Here is a 16,953-nt window from a genome sequence, read left to right as displayed (position 1 = left end):
ATCCTTACATATCTTGTTTATTCCATCGCCATTTCAGTCAATTTGGTGAGTACAGGTCCTTGCTTCAGGACATTGTGATCAACAGTTCCACCTGGCCTTACCAGCAGGTGTAACCCCCATCAGCCAATACGATGGATCCGGTCATCAGGCTGGATGCGTCAGAAGCAAGGAACAGCACAACCGATCCGATTTCATCGGTTTCGCCCAGTCGGGCCATCGGGGTGCCATTGATCCATGCGTCATACATTTCCGGCTTGGATTTAACGAATTCGTTCAGCGGTGTTGCGATATAGGTCGGAGCAACTGCATTGACGCGCACACCACGCCCACCCCATTCGGCGGCAAGTGACTTGGTCAGGTGGTGCACAGCGGCCTTGGATGCGTTGTAATAGGCCTGTTCTTGCGGCTTGTTGACGATAAAGCCGGACATCGAACCGACATTGACAATGACGCCGTTTTTCTTGGCCAGCATCAGTTTGCCAAATTCGCGACAGCACCAGAATGTGCCGTTGAGATTGACGTCAACGACATTAAGCCAATGTTCATCCGCCACGGTTTCCGCTGGAGTTTCCGAGCGGGCAATACCGGCATTATTGACAAGGATGTCAACGCCGCCCTGCTGGGCCATTTTTTCGGCACTGGCGCGGACCTGATCGGTATCGGTGACATCCATGATATCGATGTCAGCCGAGTATCCTTTGGATTTCAGGTAATCACGGCCTTCTTCGGCGACAGCATCGCTGATGTCGCCAATAATGACATGTGCGCCTGCTTCGGCGAGTGCTTCGCAGCAGGACAGACCAATGGCGCGACCGCCACCTGTGACATAGGCACGACGCCCGGAAAGATCGAACTTTTTAAGATACATATTGGGCTCACAATTTTCTTGATTTGCTAAGGCGGGACCGCAATGCGTGTGTGGGGCATTGCGGTCCGGGTTATGCACGTGTCAGGATTGTCCGAGTGCCAGACCATGGGCGTCAAAGCGGTGGATGCGATCCTGTTCAGGGGTCAGGAAGATTTTGTCATTGCCGCTTAGCGGTACTTCACCGGTGGCACGGACCGTCATGGGGCCATAGTCATCGGCCTGAACATGAAGGTATGTCTCAGCCCCAAGATGTTCGGCGATCTTGACTGTGGCGGCAATCGGGCCGCTTTCGGTGCTAACGGCCAAATGCTCAGGACGGACACCGATCTCGTGGCAGGTGTGTTTTGCCGCAAGCTCACCGCCAAGGAAGTTCATTTTTGGCGAACCGATGAAGCCTGCGACAAATTTGTTGGCCGGGTGGGCATACAAATCCATCGGCTTGCCGACCTGTTCAACCCGACCTGCCTGTAGCACCACGATTTTGTCGGCCATGGTCATGGCTTCGACCTGATCATGGGTGACATAGATCATGGTGGTTTTCAGTTCCTGATGCAGACCGGTGATTTCCAGGCGCATATTGACGCGAAGGGCGGCATCAAGGTTCGATAACGGTTCATCAAACAGGAAGGCTGCCGGGTTGCGGACAATCGCACGGCCAATGGCAACACGTTGTCGCTGACCACCCGACAGGGCCCCCGGACGGCGTTCAAGATAGTCCGTCAGGTTCAGGATTTTTGCCGCACTCTGGACTTTGTCGTTGATAACGTCTTTGCTTTCGCCTGCCATTTTCAGGCCAAAAGCAATGTTGTTATAAACGGTCATATGAGGGTACAGCGCATAGGACTGAAAGACCATCGACAGACCACGTTTGGCCGGTGCTTCGTTGGCAACATCGGTCCCGTCAATCAGGATTTTGCCGTCGGTGACATCTTCAAGCCCGGCAATAAGTCGCAGCAAGGTTGATTTGCCACAGCCCGACGGGCCGACAAAGACAACGAATTCACCATCATTGATTTCAAGATCAACACCCGGAATAACATCCAGCGTTCCGAAGGTTTTCTTGACTTTCTCCAGTCGGATAGCACCCATTTTGGTGTTCCTTCTTTCCAGATTTCTATTGGGCTGCGGTTACTTGACCGCGCCGAATGTCAGACCACGCACAAGCTGTTTCTGAGAGAACCAGCCAATTACTAGAATTGGGGCAACCGCCAAGGTTGATGCGGCAGACAGCTTTGCCCAGAACAGTCCTTCGGGACTGGAATAGGACGCGATGAAAGCGGTCAGCGGTGCCGCATCGGACGTTGTGAGGTTGAGTGTCCAAAAGGCTTCATTCCAGGCCAGGATCACATTGAGCAACATGGTTGATGCAATGCCCGGCAAGGCCATGGGCAACAGCACAAAGATGATTTCTTTGGGCAGGGTTGCGCCATCCATACGTGCGGCTTCGAGAATGTCGGTCGGGATTTCCTTGAAATAGGTGTAAAGCATCCAGACCATGATCGGCAGGTTCATCAAAAACAGAACCATGATCAGACCAAATCGGGTATCGAGAAGCCCCCAATCGCGGAACACCAGATAGATCGGCACAAGGACACCGACCGGTGGCATCATCTTGGTCGACAGCATCCAGAGAAGCGCATCCTTGGTCCGTTTGGTCGGGTTAAAGGCCATGGCCCATGCACAGGTCACAGCAAAGACCAAACCAACCAGCGTTGACCCGACGGCAAGAATGACCGAGTTCATGGCGAACTTGAAATAGTTCGACCGTTCCTGAACCTCGGCATAGTTTTCCAGCGTCCAGTCAAAGGAAATGAAGCTGGGCGGGATGGAGACGGCTTCAAGTTCGGACTTGAAGCTGGTCAGCACCATCCAGAAGATCGGGAAGAAGATCAGAAGTCCCACAATCCAGGCGAATACCGAAAAACTGATATAGCCAAGGGGTGTTTGTTTCTTTTCCATGTCGTGCCCCTTAATTATCCAGATTTTTGCCAATGAGGCGGATCAGGAAGATCGCCACGATGTTGGCCAGGATGACCGCGACAATGCCGCCTGCCGAAGCCCCACCGACGTCGTATTGCAACAGGGCCTGCGTATAGACAAGGAAGGCAATGTTGGTCGTTGCCAGACCCGGGCCACCACCTGTGGTGACAAAGATTTCGGCAAAGACGGTCAGCAGGAAGATGGTTTCGATCAGAACGACAACCGTGATCGCACGGCTAAGATGGGGCAGCGTAATATAGAAAAAGATTGAGACCGGACCGGCACCATCCATCTGGGCAGCTTCTTTTTGATCGCGATCAAGCGATTGAAGCGCGGTTAGAAGGATCAGCACGGCAAAGGGCAACCATTGCCATGACACCATGATAATGATCGATGTCAGCGGTATATTGGTAAACCAGTCAATTGCCGGCAATCCCAGTAAACTGGCAAGCCAGGCAAACATCCCCGAAACCGGGTCCATCAAAAGGTTTTTCCAGACCAGTGCATTCACGGTCGGCATAATGAAGAAAGGTGCGATCACCAGAAGACGCAGAATGCCGCGTCCGAAAATCGGTTGATCAAGCATCAATCCAAGAAGAATGCCGCCAACAACGGTGATGATCAAAACCGACCCGACAAGTAAAAGCGTGTTTGTCAGCGAGGCAAAAAACGCCGGATCTGTAAGGAAAAATTCGTAATTGAGTGTTCCGATCCATTCTTCCGTTCCCGGCGACAACAGATTGTAGCGCAGGAAGGAGAAATAAATCGTCATGCCCAGCGGGACGGCCATCCACAAGAACAGGACGATGATCGACGGTGCGGACATAATACGTCCGGTAAGGGTCGAGGCCCGTGTCGACATGATGTGCTTCCCCGAAATTGATGTTGCTGATCCCTGTCCAGATGGAAAGGGGGTGGCGATTTTTACAACCGCCACCCCAAGTTCATCAGGTCAAGGAGGCGCAGGCCAGAAATCATTTCATGATGTGCAATAAACTGAAATCTGGCCTGTGATGCATCAGTAGTAACCAGCTTTGCGCATGGTCCGGTCGGTGCTGGATTGTGCGGCCGCAAGGGCCTCTTCAACACTGGACTGACCGGCAAGGGCGGCTGAGAACTGCTGACCAACTGTCGTACCGATACCCTGGAATTCCGGGATCGCAGCGAACTGGACACCGACATAAGGTTTCGGTTTCAGGGTGGAGTTAACCGGATCGGCACTGTCGATTGCCAGAAGCGTCTCGTCTGCGAACGGTGCAGCTTCGAGATATTTCGGGTTTTCATACAGCGAGATACGGGTGCCCGGTGGGACGTTTGCCCAGCCTTCTTTGGAGGCGACCAGTTCCAGATATTCTTTCGAGGTTGCCCAAGCGATAAACTTCTGGGCTGCTTCGACTTTCTGGGAACCCATTGGAATACCAAGGTTCCATGCCCAGAGCCAGTTGGCACCGGTACAGGTCACAGCACAGGGTGCTTCGGTGAAGCCGACTTTGTCGGCAACTTTGGAATCTTTCGGGTTGGTGACAAAGGATGCTGCAACGGTTGCATCAATCCACATGCCACATTTACCTGAGTTGAACAGCGACAGGTTTTCGTTAAACCCGTTCGATGTCGCACCCGGAGGACCGTAGTTACCAAGGATATTGGTATACATGTCCAGAGCGTTTTTCCATTCTGCGCCGTCGAAGGTCGGTTTCCATTCTTCGTCGAACCAGCGTGCGCCATAGGCATTGCCCATGGTCGAAATCAGCGCCATGTTTTCGCCCCAGCCAGCTTTACCGCGCAGGCAGATGCCATATACGCCGTTATCCGGATCATGGAGTTTTTTGGCGATTTCAAGGGTCTGGTCCCAGGTGAGACGACCATTGATTTCAACACCGGCTTTTTCGAACAGATCCGTGCGATACATCATCATCGAGCTTTCGCCGTAGAAAGGCGCAGCATAGAGCGCATCATCTTTGGATACGGCAGCACGGATGGCAGGCATGATGTCGTCGACATCATAGTCAGCACCAAGATTATCAAGCGGTGCCAACCAACCTTTGTCGGCCCAGATCGGAACTTCATAGGTGCCGATGGTCATCACGTCATACTGGCCGCCCTTTGTGGCGATGTCGGTGGTGACGCGCTGACGCAGGGTGTTTTCCTCGAGCGTTACCCACTCAAGCGAAATGTCAGGGTTTTTGGAGGTGAAATCATCCGTCAGCTTCTGCATGCGGATCATGTCGCCGTTATTCACGGTGGCGATGGTTAGTTTCGTTTCAGCATTGGCATGAGCGATACCGCCCGCCAACAGCGCACAAAGCGCTGTTCCCATTACGCGTTTCATGTTTCCTCCCAAAAGGACTATCTACCCGTTGAGCAATTTGAATTGCCCGTGTTGATCATTTGTTCAGGTAATGAGCATTCACTCAATTTCAGGCTTGCTTGTCAAACGAATTCGTTTTTGCGGCGCACAAAACAAACCCCGCCAAACGTCTTGGCAGGGTTCTATGTCTTTAGTTCTGAGGCTGTAACAAGGGGTGCTAACGCAGCAAAGCTTCTGCTGTTGCTTCGTCGGTAATCAGGGTGGAAATCAGTTTGCCGCGCATGGCACCGCGAATCGCGGCGACCTTTTTTGCGCCCTTTGCAACCGCAATGGTGTTGGTCGCAGGCTGAACCGCAGGTGCGCTGGTGACGCAATGATTGACCGGATGATCCAGGATATTACCGTCCTGATCAAAGGACCAACTGATCACTTCGCCAATGGCACCGGCATCGCGAAGCGAGGCCAATTCGGTCTTGGTGATAAAGCCATCAATGTGAAGTGGTGCGTCATCGCCCAATTGCCCAACACCAATAAATCGAATGTCGGCTTCACGTGCGAGTTGCAGAATATTGTCCATCGGCGGCTGGGTCTGCATCCGTTCGCGCATTTTCGGGTCTTCGATAATGACCGGAATCGGTAACGGGTAATGGGGGGCCCGGGTGCGATCTGCCAGATCGATGACGGCATCATAAAAACTTGCCGCCCCGTCATGGGCGATGGTGCCCACCAGCGAGACGATTTTGTGATGGCGACCATCAATGCGCCCGACTTCATCGACCATGGCGCGCATTGCGCGACCTGTTCCCAATGCAATGATTTTTGGTTCTTGCGATTGCAGGGCCCGTTCAAGATAGGTTGCTGCGGCCTGCGCCATGCCAAACATGGCTTCGGGCGCGGACGGATCGGTTGGCACCACGTCACAATTTGCCAGACCGTATTTTTCACAGATGGCTTTGCCCAGTTCCATGCAGTGGGCAATGGGATGATCAAGGCGCACTTTGACAAGCCCTTCGCTGACAGCCGCCGAAACAAGGCGCTGTGCGGTTGGGCGCGATACACCCAGTTTGTGGGCGATCTCGTCTTGTGTATTTCGCGCACAATAATAAAGCCAGCCAGCGCGGGCAGCCTCATCAAGTCGCGCCGCTTCCTTGCGGGTCCTTTTTACCATCCGATTCCCCCGAAATTTTTTGTTCTTCATCCGTATGCGGGCAGGCGGCGGGCGATTTCATCCCTGACGTCTTATTCTTTTCCCTAGCGCCTTTTGAATGCAGTTACCAGCATCTATGCGTCTATATACGCCAAAACCCGCCCAAAGTTGGACGGGTTTTGGTTTGGATCCGGTGAAGAAGATCACTTTTTAGGCAGGAATTCCGCAACCAGCAATTCAGCAATCTGAACGGCGTTAAGGGCAGCACCCTTGCGCAGATTGTCACCAACACACCACAGCGACAGGCCGTTTTTGACGGTCGGGTCCTTACGCACGCGCGAGATAAAGACGTTGTCTTCACCCTGAACTTCCTGCGGGGTGACATAGCCTTCGTCCTGACGGTAATCGACAACCGACAGGCCCGGGAATGCTTTCATTGCCTTGCGGGCTTCTTCAACCGTGATCGGTTTTTCAAATTCGATATTTACCGCTTCGCCGTGACCGACAAAGACCGGAACGCGGACACAGGTCGCATGAACGGCAATGTCTGCAGGGGCGAGAATTTTGCGAGTCTCGACCGACATTTTCCATTCTTCGCGGGTTGCGCCATCATCCATAAAGCTGTCGATATGCGGGATGACGTTAAAGGCGATCTGCTTGGTGAATTCTTCTTTTTTCGGAAGATCGTTCACATAGATGCCCTTGGTCTGGTTGAACAGCTCGTCCATCGCAGCACGACCAGCACCCGATACCGACTGATAGGTCGAAACGACAACGCGCTTGATTGTTGCCAATTCATGGAGCGGTTTCAGGGCAAGCACCATCTGAATGGTCGAGCAGTTCGGATTGGCAATGATGTTCTTTTTGGCATAGCCGGCAAGAGCATCGCTATTGACTTCGGGCACGATCAGCGGAACGCCCGGCTCCATGCGCCAATAGCTTGAATTATCAATGACAACACAGCCTGCTTCAGCAGCCTTGGGTGCGAGTTTTTTGGAGGTTTCACCACCGGCTGAAAACAGAGCGATATCGACCTTGGAAAAATCAAAGGTCGCGGAATCCAGAACGGTGAGGTCGGTATCTTCGCCATAGACAACGGTGCGGCCAATTGATTTTGTCGATGCCAGCGCAAAGACTTCGTCAGCCGGGAAGTTGCGTTCAGCAAGCGTATTGAGCATTTCGCGCCCGACATTTCCGGTCGCGCCGACAACGGCAATTTTATAGCCCATCAGGTGCCTCTTTTCAGTCTGTAGGGCATGTCGGCCTGATCCGGGCGATTGCGGTGATAATCACAGCAACGATACGGACGGCGCAGGGCACATGCCTGTGGATAATTTCTGATAATCTGCGGCGAGATGTAAGGCGTTCAGGGCAATAGCGCAAGCGTATCCTTTGTAACCCAGCCATGATTACTACTTGAGATCGCAAAAAAATCTGGCAGAATTATAGAAGGGGTTCATGTGTCGGACCTCATATCAGAATCGTTTTGCGTTCAGCTTGGTTGATTTCTGTTTTCGGCACGGATCGCTTCGCGTTTCCGTTGTGATATTCCGGCTACCTTCCAAACGGCGTGATCAAACGGTCCTGATATGGGGTTCGGTGCAGATATGCGGCATGGCCGCATATGGGGCGATCAACATTCCGACTTTGCAAGAAGAAGGACGACCGATGACGTACCCGATGAATTTGGTTTGGACACAGAAAAAGGTTCTCGATTTCTTTCGGGAACATGTGACGCGCGGAACATTGGTTTTTCGCGTCGATGATAAACATGAAGTCGTTTTGGGAGATGGTACATCTCCCCGTGCGGCAATGACGATACCCGATTGGAGCAATACGCTGAAAATGGCGTTAAGTCCCGATCCGGGCTTTGGTGAAGCCTATATGCATGGCGGATTTGAGGTTGTCAGCGGCGAGCTGGAAGACCTGATCCGGGTGTTGCGTCTGAATTTCGAAGGCGGTCATTCCGCGAACGGGTTTGGCAGCTTTATTGAAAAGCTTCAGGCGCTTAAATTCCAGATATCACAGTTTACCACGGTAAAGGCTGCATCCAAGCGCGTGCGCCATCATTACGATATTGGCAATGATCTTTATACAAGGTTCCTTGACCCGGAGATGCAATATTCATGTGCTTTCTGGGATGACGGGGCGCAGACACTTGAAGAAGCCCAGCACCGGAAGATGAGCCTGACCACCCAGCGCCTTAACATCAATGAACCCGGTTTGCGGGTAGTTGATATCGGGTGTGGCTGGGGTGGGCTGAGCCGGTTTATTCGCCGTGAAACCGGGGCCGAGGTCCATGGTATTACGCTGTCGACCGAGCAGTATGGCTGGGCACAGGAAAAGCGTTCTGCGATGGGCGACAATGCCAAATCCGGGCTTGATTATCATCTGCTTGATTACCGGTTATTTGCCGACGCCAATGCGGGAAAATACGACCGCGTGGTATCCGTCGGGATGTTTGAGCATGTTGGCCGCCATCAGTTCAAAACATACTTTGAAAAGGTCGGCGCGCTTCTAAAGGCAGGCGGGCGGGCCGTCATTCACACCATCATCAAACCGCGGCCAGAGTTCACGTCCCCCTGGATTGATAAGTATATTTTTCCGGGCGGGTATATCCCGGCTGTGCATGAAGTGATCGAGGCGGCCGAACACGCCAATCTGATGGTTGAAGCATCGCATTTTCATCCGGGTCGGAATTACGCCCGGACATTGATTGCCTGGCGGGATCGTTTCCGGGCGATTTCAGATCAACTCGATCCGGCCAAATATGACGACGAGTTCAAACGCATGTGGGAGTTTTATCTGGCGGGCTGCATTAATGCCTTTGACGACGAAGAAGGCGGTGGCGGCATGCGGGTTGGCCAATTCGTCTTTACCAAGCAGGGCTTTGACTATGCATGATGATACGGGGTGGGAAACGATGGTTTCCTGCCCCGTTTGATTTTGATCCCCATATGCAAGAATACGGATGCTTTTTGCTGCACAACGAACTGCAGCATTGCCGATTAGGTGAAAGACCAAAACGCGCCTTTGAGTTCAATACGCATCGCGTGATCGACCGGCGCGGCAGATGCGAAAAACCCATGAACCGGTCATTCTGTCGGGAGGAAACGACATGCTTAAAGTACTGAACTGGGATGACGGCAACCATCAGGGGAATGACGGATCTGATAGCATCCGTGCCCCCCATATCGGCACCCCGGATGATTACGTGCGGGCCTTTGGTGCCATCGAACTTTCATCTTGTGAACGCGATATGCTGCGCGCGCACGCCAAAGCACCGGGGCGCGAAATTACCGGTCTGAGTTTGGCCAATACGGTGGGACATTTCGGATGCCGTATTGGCAACAAGAAATATGGACGTCTTGCCGCAAAAGTTGCCACAGCGGCCGGTCTTCCGATCTGTGCAACCGATGTCAGTGATTATCTCGCCGCGATCTTTACCCTTGCTGATGGCAAACAATCAGATGGTGAAGACTGGCATTGGGTGATGCATGACAATGTGGCCAAGGCATTGGAGCAGGCCGGAATGATTTAATCGGCATTGATTAAACTGCATTTCTGAAAATTATTTAGAAAAAAGGGCGGGCTGCTGTAACACGGTCCGCCCTTGCTTCGTCCTTGTTGGCAGAAGGGATTTTCCCGAACCAAACAAGGAGACTGACAATGAGCCGTTTCAATTTTCCTGAAGCCACCCCGAAGCTTTTTAAGGCAATGTTTGATCTGGCAACTGTTCTTGGGACGGACTCCAAGATCGCGCCGGTTTTGCGGGATCTGATCGAATGCCGGGTATCGCAGATCAATCAATGTGCCTTTTGCCAGCGTATGCATTCCAAAAGCTTTGCCGAGCATGGCGGCGATCCGATGAAACTTGCCATGTTGCCGGTATGGCGTGCGGCCAGCGGGTTTGACGATGCGGAACGTGCGGCACTTGATTGGGCGGAATCCCTGACCGAGGTGGCGTCGCAGGACCGTATTTCGCAAAGTCATCGCGTGTTGCTTGATCATTTCGAAGAAGACGAAATTTCCGAGCTGACCTGCATCATTTCGACCATGAATGCCTGGAACCGTTTGGGAATTGCGCAGCATGAATTTGCGTAAATCCGTTCATGTGAAACCTTTGGGCGGGGGTGAACTCGCCCCTTTGCATCCCCGCTCCCCTTCAGGCAGGATAGCGAACGAAGAAAGATCTTATCAAGCGGTACGGGGAAACCCCGTATCGCTCTATGTGTTTAGGGTCAAAACTCATTCACATAACCGCCCCGGCAATTGATATAAGAGAAAACACTAGGAAAAGACCGCCGAGCGGGATGATGCCCGGTCAAGGGATTTGACGCAGAGTCTTCTCTTATATCAGTTGTCCTTCGGATCCCCCGGATTTGCACGGCCTACTTTGTCGCAAAACCTTGAAAGATGTATATCTTCCTGCGGTTTTGCTTCGCGTATCCGCACAGATACGGGAGACCGGGGCCATTATGTGAATGAGTGTTGACCCTAATGGACCGAATATGGCGGATCAGATTTTTGAAACACATCGACCGCGTTTGACGGCCTTGGCTTTTCGCATGCTGGGCAGTCACGCCGATGCCGAAGATGCCGTGCAGGATGTGTGGCTTAGATGGCGCAATCAGGATCAGGACGTGATCCGCGATGCCACCGGATGGCTGGTCCGGGTATGTAGCAATATCTGCCTTGATGTTTTGAAATCTGCACGGCGCCAACGCGAACATTATGTGGGCAACTGGTTGCCCGAACCATGGGTTCCCGCCGAACAACCGCAAGCCGAAAAGAACCTGATCGAACAGGATGGTCTGGGACAGGCTTATTTGTTGATGCTTGAACGGTTGGCCCCGGTGGAGCGTGTGGCGTTGGTGTTGCACGAAGTTTTTGATTGGGTGCATGATGATATTGCCCCGGTGATTGAACGCACACCAAACAATACCCGGCAAATCCTGTTTCGTGCGCGGCGTAAAATGCAGCGTGAAAACGACCGTGATGCGACGCCAGAACCAAATGCACAGGCCTGCGAGCAATCCAAAATTGAAGCGTTTATCAAGGCGCTTAATTTGGGGGATGTCAGCATGTTGATCGGTCAGTTGGCCCCTGATGTCATTATGCATTCTGATGGTGGGGGCAAAGGATCTGCTGCGCTTAATCCAGTCTTTGGTTCTGAAAATGTTGCCCGGTTCTTTGTTGGCGTTTGGGGCAAACGCGAACCGGATGCGCGGGTGTTCTATCTTTGCAATGATCGGGAAAACTGGCTTTTGATGCAGGTGGGTGGCGTGATTGTGACTGGCATCAGTGCATCTGAACGCGACGGGAAACTGGTTGATGTGTTTGTCCATCGTAACCCGGACAAGCTTGTTCATTTTGAACCGGTTCTTGGCAATGCGGTTGAAGTGATTGTCGAAAAATAAAATGGCCGGGTGATGACACCCGGCCTTTTGAACTTCAAAGATCAGACCGAACGATCAAGCAAGCTTGTCGAGTTCGTTGATCAGGGCTTCGCCCATCACTGTGGTCGAAACTTTGGCCATGCCGTCCTGCATGATGTCTGCGGTACGCAGGCCGCCCTTAAGGACGTTCTGAACAGCAGTTTCGATCATGGTTGCGTCTTCGCCCATATCGAACGAATAGCGCAGCATCATGGCGAATGACAGGATGGTTGCCAGCGGGTTGGCAATGTCCTGACCGGCAATGTCCGGGGCCGAACCATGTACCGGCTCATACAGCGCCTTGCGTTTGCCAGCGGCATCTGCAGCACCAAGGGATGCAGATGGCAGCATGCCAAGTGATCCGGTCAACATCGCAGCACAATCGGAAAGAATGTCGCCAAACATGTTGGTAGTGACCATCACGTCGAACTGTTTCGGGTTGCGAACCAGCTGCATGGCGGCGTTATCGACATACATGTGGCTGACATCGACTTCAGGGAAGTCTTTGGCAACACGTTCGACAACTTCACGCCACAGAACGGTGGATTCCAGAACGTTGGCTTTGTCGACAGAACACAGGCGCTTGTCGCGTTTCATGGCCATGTCAAAAGCAACACGGGCAATGCGTTCGACTTCCGGTTCGGAATAAACCAGCGTGTTAAAGCCGGTGCGCACACCATCGCGTTCTTCGATGCCACGTGGCTGGCCGAAATAGATGCCGCCGGTCAGTTCGCGCAGGATCATGATATCAAGACCCTTGACGATGTCTTCTTTCAGGGTCGAGGCACCGACAAGTGCATCAAACACAAGGGCAGGGCGCAGGTTGGCAAACAGGCCCATTTCCTTGCGGATTTTAAGAAGGCCGCGTTCCGGTTTGATATCAAACGGAATGTTATCCCATTTCGGACCACCAACAGCACCGAGCAGAACCGCGTCGGCCGCCATTGCATCGGCAAGGGTTTCGTCGGTCAGCGGGTTGTTATGTGCATCGATCGAAGCACCGCCAATCAGGCCTTCGGTGATTTCGAAATTCACATCACGTTTTTTCGCCATCCAGTCCATGACGCGCTGAACCTGACGCATCACTTCCGGGCCAATTCCGTCGCCCGGCAGCATCAGTACTTTTTTGGTGGTGGTCATAAAAGCTTCCTTCCCAGATATTTTCGGACCGCTTAGCCCGTAAGGATAGAAAAAGGGCGGTAAACACCGGGTTCACCGCCCCTTTTGAATTAAAGCGACAGCCACGGCTGCGATGCAGCGCGCTTGGCTTCGAAGCTATCGATGGCATCACCCTTCTGCAGGGTCAGGCCAATGTCATCAAGGCCATTAAGCAGGCAATGCTTGCGGAAGGCTTCGACTTCAAACTTGATGCAGCCGCCGTCCGGACCAGAGATTTCCTGTTTTTCAAGGTCGATGGTCACGGTGGCGTTGGCACCACGTTCGGCATCAGCCATCAGCTTGTCGACATCTTCCTGCGGCAAACGGATCGGAAGGATGCCGTTTTTAAAGCAGTTATTATAGAAAATGTCGGCGAAGCTTGGCGCAATCACGCAGCGAATGCCAAAATCAAGCAGCGACCAAGGTGCGTGTTCACGTGACGAACCACAGCCGAAATTATCGCCAGATACAAGGATCTGTGCATTGCGATAGGCAGGCTTGTTCAGAACGAAATCAGGGATTTCGTTGCCATTGTCATCGTAGCGCATTTCATCAAACAGGTTCTTGCCAAGGCCAGAACGTTTGATGGTCTTGAGGAACTGTTTGGGAATGATCATGTCGGTATCGACATTGATCATCGGCAGCGGTGCTGCGACGCCGGTGAGCTTGGTGAATTTATCCATTGTCTTATCCCTTGCTTCCAGTTTCCCAGGCCAGACCCAGTGCTTCGATCAATTCTTCGGTCGCGTCGAGTTCCTGTGCGACAAAGTCGGGCAGGTTAATCCCGGTGAGCTGTGGCAAAAGTTGCTCGAGCACCGGTGCGCGTCCCATGCGGGGCGCGCTTTCGCGGAAATTGATCAATGCCTGTTCGGCCATGGGATTCTTTCCTTAACCGAATTTACGAATGTCGGTCAGATGACCGGTGATTGCAGCAGCTGCAGCCATGGCCGGGCTGACCAGGTGGGTACGACCACCGCGGCCCTGACGGCCTTCGAAGTTACGGTTCGAGGTCGAAGCGCAACGCTCGCCCGGTTCCAGACGGTCCGGGTTCATTGCCAGACACATCGAGCAGCCCGGCTCACGCCAGTCAAAACCTGCTTCGATGAAGATTTCATGCAGACCTTCGGCTTCTGCCTGTTCTTTGACAAGACCAGAGCCCGGAACGATCATTGCATTGACGGTTTCAGAAACCTTGTGGCCTTTGACGACAACGGCAACAGCACGCAAGTCTTCAATACGACCATTGGTGCAAGACCCGATAAAGACACGGTCAATCTTGATGTCTTCAATCGGTGTTCCTGCGGTCAGGCCCATATATTCCAGCGAACGGGCAATGGCTTTTTGTTTGCCAGCGTCTTTGCCGTCGGTTGGTGACGGGACTTTGCCGGTGACAGGCACGACGTCTTCCGGGCTGGTGCCCCAGGTAACCTGCGGAACGATGTCAGCGGCATCCATTTCGACGATCTTGTCGTAATGTGCACCTTCGTCAGACGGCAAGGTTTTCCAGTATTCAACAGCCTGCTCGTATGCGGCACCTTTTGGTGCCATCGGACGGCCCTTGATATATTCAAAGGTTTTTTCGTCCGGTGCGATCAGGCCTGCGCGTGCGCCACCTTCGATCGACATATTACAAACGGTCATGCGGCCTTCAACCGACAGCGAACGAATGGCCGAACCGGCATATTCGATCACATAGCCGGTACCACCAGCGGTTCCGATACGGCCGATGATGGCAAGGGTGATGTCCTTGGCGGTAACGCCCGGATGCAGTTCACCTTCGACTTTGACCAGCATGTTTTTAGCCGGTTTCTGAACAAGGGTCTGGGTTGCCAGAACATGTTCAACTTCGGAGGTGCCGATACCAAATGCCAGCGCACCGAAGGCACCATGGGTGGAGGTGTGCGAGTCACCACAAACCATTGTCACACCAGGAAGGGTGAAACCTTCTTCCGGGCCGACAATGTGCACGATGCCCTGACGCAGGTCAGCCATCGGGAAGTAATGAATGCCGGTGTCGCGCGCGTTCTGGTCAAGCGTTTCGACCTGAATGCGGCTGTCTTCTTCCTTGATGCCCTGGGAACGATCAGACGTCGGAACGTTGTGATCAGGAACCGCCAGGGTCAGTTCAGGGTGGCGCACTTTGCGGCCGGAATTGCGAAGACCTTCAAAGGCCTGCGGGCTGGTCACTTCGTGGACGAGATGACGGTCAATATAAATCAAGCAGGTACCATCATCCTGCGTGTCGACTACATGACTTTCCCAAATCTTGTCAAAAAGGGTTTTAGGTGCACCCATCTCGACCTCCTCATAAAATATCGATCTTTTGAGCAGCAACAATCACCCGGAGAATGTGATTTTGGATGTCGCGAAGAAGGACCGAAAGGCAAGCACACCCAAGGGGCGGGACGGACTTTGGCGTTTTCTCCGACGCAACCGGCTTCATCCGGTTTGCGAAATTTTATTATCCAGAACCACGCGGGTTTGATCGTTTTTGCCGCGGGAGTGCCTTTATACACCTCGGCCCTTAAATCGCAAGGCGCAGAGCGCGTGTTTTTCCAAGGATCACATCCTTAAATAGATTCGGCTGGAAAACAGCATCCCATAGTAGTCAATTCGCCGGGATTCATTATAGGTAAGAGATATCTGATATAATGAAAGCTGATGGAAATATGCAAAGGTTTCCGCGGGGCTTTGGAAATAAAGCAGAAACACAACGATTCGCTATAATGCACGCATAGCGTGTTTTAGTGCAAATCTGATCCCTTGGCCATGGCCTGTTGGGTTCGCCTCAGGGCGGGCAGGTATCAGACAGGTTGGCATATGGAACTGTCGATTCATTGACAAGACAGCAGGCCAAAAGAAAACGGGCCCACCCGAAGGTGAGCCCGCTTATTATTCCGACGTGTCGGAACGCCAAGAATTACTTCTTGCTTTTGGTGCGTTCTGCAGCGGTCAGTTTGCCTTTATGGCCGGTGGTCTGCTCGGCGATACGTGCAGATTTACCGGTACGGCCACGAAGGTAGTAAAGTTTCGCGCGACGTACATCACCGCGGCGAACGACTTCGATTTTGTCGATTGCCGGGGAATAAGTCTGGAAGATACGCTCAACGCCTTCGCCCGATGCGATTTTACGCACGGTGAAAGCAGAATTGAGGCCACGGTTCTTGATGGCGATGCAAACGCCTTCGAACTGCTGGATACGCTCGCGGGTACCTTCAACGACTTTCAGGTGTACACGAACGGTATCACCGGCGTCGAATTCAGGAACTTCACGCTGCGCAACGATTTTGTCGAGCTGCTCATTCTCGAGCTGCTGGATGATGTTGGTCATGGTTTAACCCTCTTTGATGTTCCCGTTTGCAACATACCGGTCCCAAAGGTCCGGGCGTCGCTCACGAGTAATTTCTTCTGCCTGTGCATGCCGCCAGGCTTGTACCTTGGCATGATGACCGGAAAGCAAGATCTCCGGCACGTCACGTCCGTTCCAATTGGCCGGGCGCGTGTAATGCGGATATTCAAGCAACCCGGTTTCAAAGCTTTCCTCATCTACAGAAGCGATCGTATTGACCGTTCCTTCGATCAGGCGAATACACGATTCAATCAGGACCATGGCCGGCAGTTCGCCGCCCATGAGGATGTAATCACCGATGCTGACCTCTTCGGCCTGATGTTCATCCAGAACCCGTTGGTCGATACCTTCGTAACGACCGCAAAGCAGGATGGCACCCGGGCCCGCTGCCAATTCGCGGCAACGTTTCTGGTTCAGCACTTTTCCCCGCGGGCTGAGATAAATCAGCGGTAATTGCGGTGCAGATGCACGCAATTCACACAGGGCGGCGTCGACAATATCCGGGCGCATGACCATACCGGCCCCGCCCCCAAATGGGTTGTCGTCTACAGTGCGGTGGCGGTCGGTTGCATGATCGCGGATGTCTTTGACATCAAGCGACCAGATCCCGTTCTCAAGCGCACGACCAGCCAAAGACTGACCAAGTACGCCCGGGAACATTTCCGGGAACAGAGTTGCAACTTTTGCCTGCCACACAGACATCGA

The 16,953-nt window shown here is 53.0% G+C and carries 17 protein-coding genes; 4 read left to right on the top strand and 13 right to left on the bottom strand.

Annotated features, from left to right (window positions below; all coding sequences use genetic code 11):
- Positions 1–97 precede the first annotated feature (97 nt).
- The 7 genes from ACQ0MK_RS15065 to ACQ0MK_RS15035 form a co-directional block, all read right to left on the bottom strand.
- Positions 98–868, bottom strand: a complete 771-nt coding sequence (locus tag ACQ0MK_RS15065; RefSeq protein ID WP_430473301.1) for an SDR family NAD(P)-dependent oxidoreductase — start codon at positions 866–868, stop codon at positions 98–100.
- Positions 869–949: 81 nt separating this feature from the next.
- Positions 950–1,957 (bottom strand): ABC transporter ATP-binding protein, encoded by a 1,008-nt coding sequence (locus ACQ0MK_RS15060; RefSeq protein WP_430473300.1) that lies wholly within the window; start codon positions 1,955–1,957, stop codon positions 950–952.
- A gap of 39 nt (positions 1,958–1,996) precedes the next feature.
- A complete protein-coding gene (locus ACQ0MK_RS15055; RefSeq protein WP_350048267.1) occupies positions 1,997–2,827 on the bottom strand; it encodes a carbohydrate ABC transporter permease in 831 nt (276 codons plus the stop codon).
- 10 nt (positions 2,828–2,837) lie between these two features.
- Positions 2,838–3,710, bottom strand: a complete 873-nt coding sequence (locus ACQ0MK_RS15050; RefSeq protein WP_350043142.1) for a carbohydrate ABC transporter permease — start codon at positions 3,708–3,710, stop codon at positions 2,838–2,840.
- A 156-nt stretch (positions 3,711–3,866) separates the two neighbouring features.
- Positions 3,867–5,177 (bottom strand): ABC transporter substrate-binding protein, encoded by a 1,311-nt coding sequence (locus ACQ0MK_RS15045; protein ID WP_350048269.1) that lies wholly within the window; start codon positions 5,175–5,177, stop codon positions 3,867–3,869.
- Positions 5,178–5,373: 196 nt separating this feature from the next.
- Positions 5,374–6,324, bottom strand: a complete 951-nt coding sequence (locus ACQ0MK_RS15040; RefSeq protein WP_350043144.1) for a sugar-binding transcriptional regulator — start codon at positions 6,322–6,324, stop codon at positions 5,374–5,376.
- Positions 6,325–6,506: 182 nt separating this feature from the next.
- A complete protein-coding gene (locus ACQ0MK_RS15035) occupies positions 6,507–7,532 on the bottom strand; it encodes an aspartate-semialdehyde dehydrogenase (protein WP_430473299.1) in 1,026 nt (341 codons plus the stop codon).
- Positions 7,533–7,917: 385 nt separating this feature from the next.
- Here ACQ0MK_RS15035 and ACQ0MK_RS15030 point away from each other — a divergent pair, with 385 nt between their 5' ends.
- From ACQ0MK_RS15030 to sigJ, 4 genes are all read left to right on the top strand, one after another.
- Entirely contained in the window at positions 7,918–9,207 is a 1,290-nt protein-coding gene (locus ACQ0MK_RS15030) for a class I SAM-dependent methyltransferase (RefSeq protein WP_430473298.1), read from the top strand.
- A 214-nt stretch (positions 9,208–9,421) separates the two neighbouring features.
- A complete protein-coding gene (locus tag ACQ0MK_RS15025; protein ID WP_430473297.1) occupies positions 9,422–9,844 on the top strand; it encodes a hypothetical protein in 423 nt (140 codons plus the stop codon).
- A gap of 128 nt (positions 9,845–9,972) precedes the next feature.
- Positions 9,973–10,407: a carboxymuconolactone decarboxylase family protein gene (locus tag ACQ0MK_RS15020; RefSeq protein WP_430473296.1), complete on the top strand. Its 435-nt coding sequence runs from the start codon at positions 9,973–9,975 to the stop codon at positions 10,405–10,407.
- A gap of 380 nt (positions 10,408–10,787) precedes the next feature.
- Entirely contained in the window at positions 10,788–11,723 is a 936-nt protein-coding gene (gene sigJ / locus ACQ0MK_RS15015) for an RNA polymerase sigma factor SigJ (RefSeq protein WP_430473295.1), read from the top strand.
- A 54-nt stretch (positions 11,724–11,777) separates the two neighbouring features.
- On the opposite strand, the gene leuB is transcribed toward sigJ, so the two are convergent.
- From leuB to trmD, 6 genes are all read right to left on the bottom strand, one after another.
- Positions 11,778–12,881, bottom strand: coding sequence for a 3-isopropylmalate dehydrogenase (gene leuB / locus ACQ0MK_RS15010; RefSeq protein WP_350043150.1), 1,104 nt, complete (start codon positions 12,879–12,881; stop codon positions 11,778–11,780).
- 89 nt (positions 12,882–12,970) lie between these two features.
- Positions 12,971–13,582: a 3-isopropylmalate dehydratase small subunit gene (gene leuD, locus ACQ0MK_RS15005; protein ID WP_350043151.1), complete on the bottom strand. Its 612-nt coding sequence runs from the start codon at positions 13,580–13,582 to the stop codon at positions 12,971–12,973.
- Positions 13,583–13,586: 4 nt separating this feature from the next.
- Positions 13,587–13,775: a hypothetical protein gene (locus ACQ0MK_RS15000; RefSeq protein WP_350043152.1), complete on the bottom strand. Its 189-nt coding sequence runs from the start codon at positions 13,773–13,775 to the stop codon at positions 13,587–13,589.
- A gap of 12 nt (positions 13,776–13,787) precedes the next feature.
- Complete coding sequence (gene leuC, locus ACQ0MK_RS14995; protein ID WP_350043153.1) at positions 13,788–15,194, bottom strand: 3-isopropylmalate dehydratase large subunit; 1,407 nt, start codon at positions 15,192–15,194, stop codon at positions 13,788–13,790.
- A 625-nt stretch (positions 15,195–15,819) separates the two neighbouring features.
- Positions 15,820–16,230, bottom strand: a complete 411-nt coding sequence (rplS, locus tag ACQ0MK_RS14990; RefSeq protein ID WP_350043154.1) for a 50S ribosomal protein L19 — start codon at positions 16,228–16,230, stop codon at positions 15,820–15,822.
- A gap of 3 nt (positions 16,231–16,233) precedes the next feature.
- Positions 16,234–16,950 (bottom strand): tRNA (guanosine(37)-N1)-methyltransferase TrmD, encoded by a 717-nt coding sequence (gene trmD, locus ACQ0MK_RS14985; RefSeq protein ID WP_350043155.1) that lies wholly within the window; start codon positions 16,948–16,950, stop codon positions 16,234–16,236.
- Positions 16,951–16,953: the final 3 nt, after the last annotated feature.

The sequence above is a fragment of the Thalassospira lucentensis genome, assembly GCF_050516545.1.
In the GTDB taxonomy this organism is placed as follows: domain Bacteria; phylum Pseudomonadota; class Alphaproteobacteria; order Rhodospirillales; family Thalassospiraceae; genus Thalassospira; species Thalassospira lucentensis_C.
This window is presented reverse-complemented; position numbering and strand designations above follow the sequence as displayed.